This window comes from Acrocarpospora phusangensis, assembly GCF_016862995.1.
GTDB classification, from domain to species: Bacteria; Actinomycetota; Actinomycetes; order Streptosporangiales; family Streptosporangiaceae; genus Acrocarpospora; species Acrocarpospora phusangensis.
Genome location: NZ_BOOA01000179.1, coordinates 1 through 2,679, shown reverse-complemented (window position 1 = coordinate 2,679; position 2,679 = coordinate 1). Strand labels below are relative to the sequence as shown.

General features: G+C 75.5%; 1 protein-coding gene. It reads right to left on the bottom strand.

Annotated elements, in window-relative coordinates; translation table 11 throughout:
- Positions 1-2,679, bottom strand: a 2,679-nt coding sequence (locus Aph01nite_RS40750) for a hypothetical protein (RefSeq protein WP_204046450.1), incomplete at both ends; no start/stop codon positions are given.

Sequence of the window (2,679 nt, the reverse complement as noted above, 5' to 3'; positions counted from 1 at the left end):
ACCGGCTCCTTGGACGGCGGTTCTTTGGGTGGGGGTTCCTTGGATGGAGCTTTTCCGGATGGCAGGGGTGGCAGCATCGAGCTGGCGTGTATGAGCATCCGTACCGGCCGTTGGAGGGTGATGCGGGCCATCGCCGCCGCGTCCTCGCCCCAAGCGTCCTTCCCGCCGTTGCCGGGCAGCGGCCCCGCTTCGACCAGCCAGGACGGCCCTCCGGCGTCCACGAAGGACGGCAACGCCGTGTCGGGCGCGGCCAGGTGGGCCCAGGACAGGTTCGACCAGCGGGCCGGCGCGCTGCCGCGGAACCGCTGCCGGGGTGCGTCGAGCCCGAAGCGCGGCGCCTGCGGCCGCTCCTCCAGGACGAAGAACCAGCCGGGATGGGCGGGCTCGTCCGTGCTGCCCATCGCGCCGGCGTGGTCGAGGGCGAAGCCGTAGAAGTGCGCGTCTCGCTGCAGTCGTCCGGCGAACAGCGGGAGCCGGACGTGCCCCGCCGCCGCCTCCCGCCGCCTCCCGCCGGCCCATTCGGCCTCGACGGCGTACACCCGCAGATCGGGGTACCGGCGGGGAAGCGCCCCCTTGATCAGCAGGACCAGATCGGCCCCGGGCGCCTCCCGTGGCCGGTTTGTGCCGAGTGCGCCGTGCCACTTCCCGATCGCGGCGATGTCGGCGGGCCCGCCGTCGCCGGTGTCGAAGAACCTCCGGCACCAGGTCTCCGTCAGCAGCGCCGGATACTCCCGCCAGGCGAACTCGCGCGCCAGCTCGTGGTTGAGCCCCGCCAGGAACGCCTCGACGAACTCCCCGTTGGCCCGCAACAAGCCAAGCGTGTCGTCAGGTACGGCCCCCAGCCCCGGCACCAGGTACTCCACCGACAGGGCGAGCAGCCGCCGGTACATCGGCGTGGTGAACTCTGGCCGCACCCAGAGGCGATCCGGCACCTCGTGCCCCGCGGGCAGCCCCGGCATCCGGTGGCGCACCATCGCCGCGATCGCCGCCGGCGCGTCCAACGTGGACCGTACCCGGGCCGCGATCCCACTGCCGGTCGAGGCACGGGCGGCGGGCTCAGGGCGGCGGGGACCCCCGCGCGGCTCGGTCACCGCCTGGAGGTCGGCACCGGCCGGTGGCCGCACCGTCGTCCAGACCGCGCTGAACGCGATCGGATCCGCCAGCGCGGCGCTGATCAACGCGTCCGGCCCGCCCAGGCTCCTGGTGGTCCGGGTCAGCCGCCGCAACGCGCCGCCGAGCAGCCCGTCCGGCAGCGCCGACGCGCGAACAGCACCCAGGACCGTACCCCCGGACGGCAGCCGCAGGCGCGCCATCGCGGGCGCGGCGATCTGCATCAGCGTGGCGTCGCCGAGGGTGGCGAATCGGGCCTGCGCCCGCCCGGCCAGCTCCCAGCCGAGCCGGGCGCGGCCGAGCACCCGGCCGGCTTCGGCCTGCTCGGCGGCGAAGCGCCAGGCTTCGGCGAGCAGCGCCTCCTGGTCGTTGCGCACCACCTCGGTGCCGAGACCGGCCACCGCCCGGTGCGGCGGTTCGGTGTTGAGCTGCTCGAACCAGTCCGGCGACCGTCCGGGCTCGGGTACGGCCCGCCGCTTGGCCTGCGGCGCGCCATAAGCGGGCGGGCCTACGACTGGATCGTCGCGCTGCGCCACGTAACCCCGGACCGGCCGCTTGTCCGGCGGATACAGCGTCTGGTTGACCGTCGTCCGCAGGCTGTCCTTCATCGCTTCGCGATGCGCCTCCGGCCAGGGGCGCGGCCCGCCCTCCGGCGACACCAGCGCGCCCGAGTAGCTGACCACGGTCCCGGGCGCCCTGGGCAGGCCGCCGCCCGGCTCGCCGATGTCGAGGTCGCGCCGCCCCACCGTCCCGGGCAGTTCCGCCGCGCGCAACCGGCGGACCAGCGACTCGAAGTCGCCCGCCGCCCCGGTGCGGAAACGCCAGTGGTCGTACACGGGCAGCCGGATGTCCACGCCGCCCGGCTCCCAGGCCGGCCCGAGGTCGGTACCCGCCGGTTCTCCGATCGCCGCCCGCCGCCCGGCCTCGAACGTGGGCACCAGGCAGGCCAGCCAGGACCGGCGCGGCGGCAACCGGCGCGGGCACAGCAGCCGGGCCCGGAACGCGTGCGGCGCGGTGGCCAGCGCGTCCGCGAGCCCGGCGGAGAGGTCGTGATCGGCCTGGACGTGGGCCCACGCCCAGCACTGCGCCAGATCGGGCAGTTCGGCCTCGGCGCTGTCCACGGTGAGCACCGGCGGCAGGGCCGGGCCTCGGTCCAGCAGTGCCACTCCGTCGCGCTCCTCGACGACGACGAGCGCCAGCCACGGCTGCAGCCGCCCGTACGCGTCGGGTGCGGCCGGGGTGAAACGCCAGGGCAGGTCGGGCGCGGCCAGTTCGACGAGCGCGAAATAGTTCGCCTCGGCGTCGGTCTCGCCGGGTTCCGGCGCCCGCCGCAGGATCTGCGCCGGGTCGAGCCCGATCACGTCGCCGGGACCGCGCAGCCGTACCGGGGGGCCGGTGACGTCGTCGACGACCTCCCCGCCCTCTCCCGTGGCCCGTAGCAGGACGGGAACCTGGACGGTCGCGCTGTCGTGCGGCGCGAGCCCGGCGACGGCGGATTCGGTGAGCGCGGCCGCGAGGCCGGTCCGAAGCCAGGGCAGGAACCGTGGTGCCGGTGTCGGCGCGGTCATC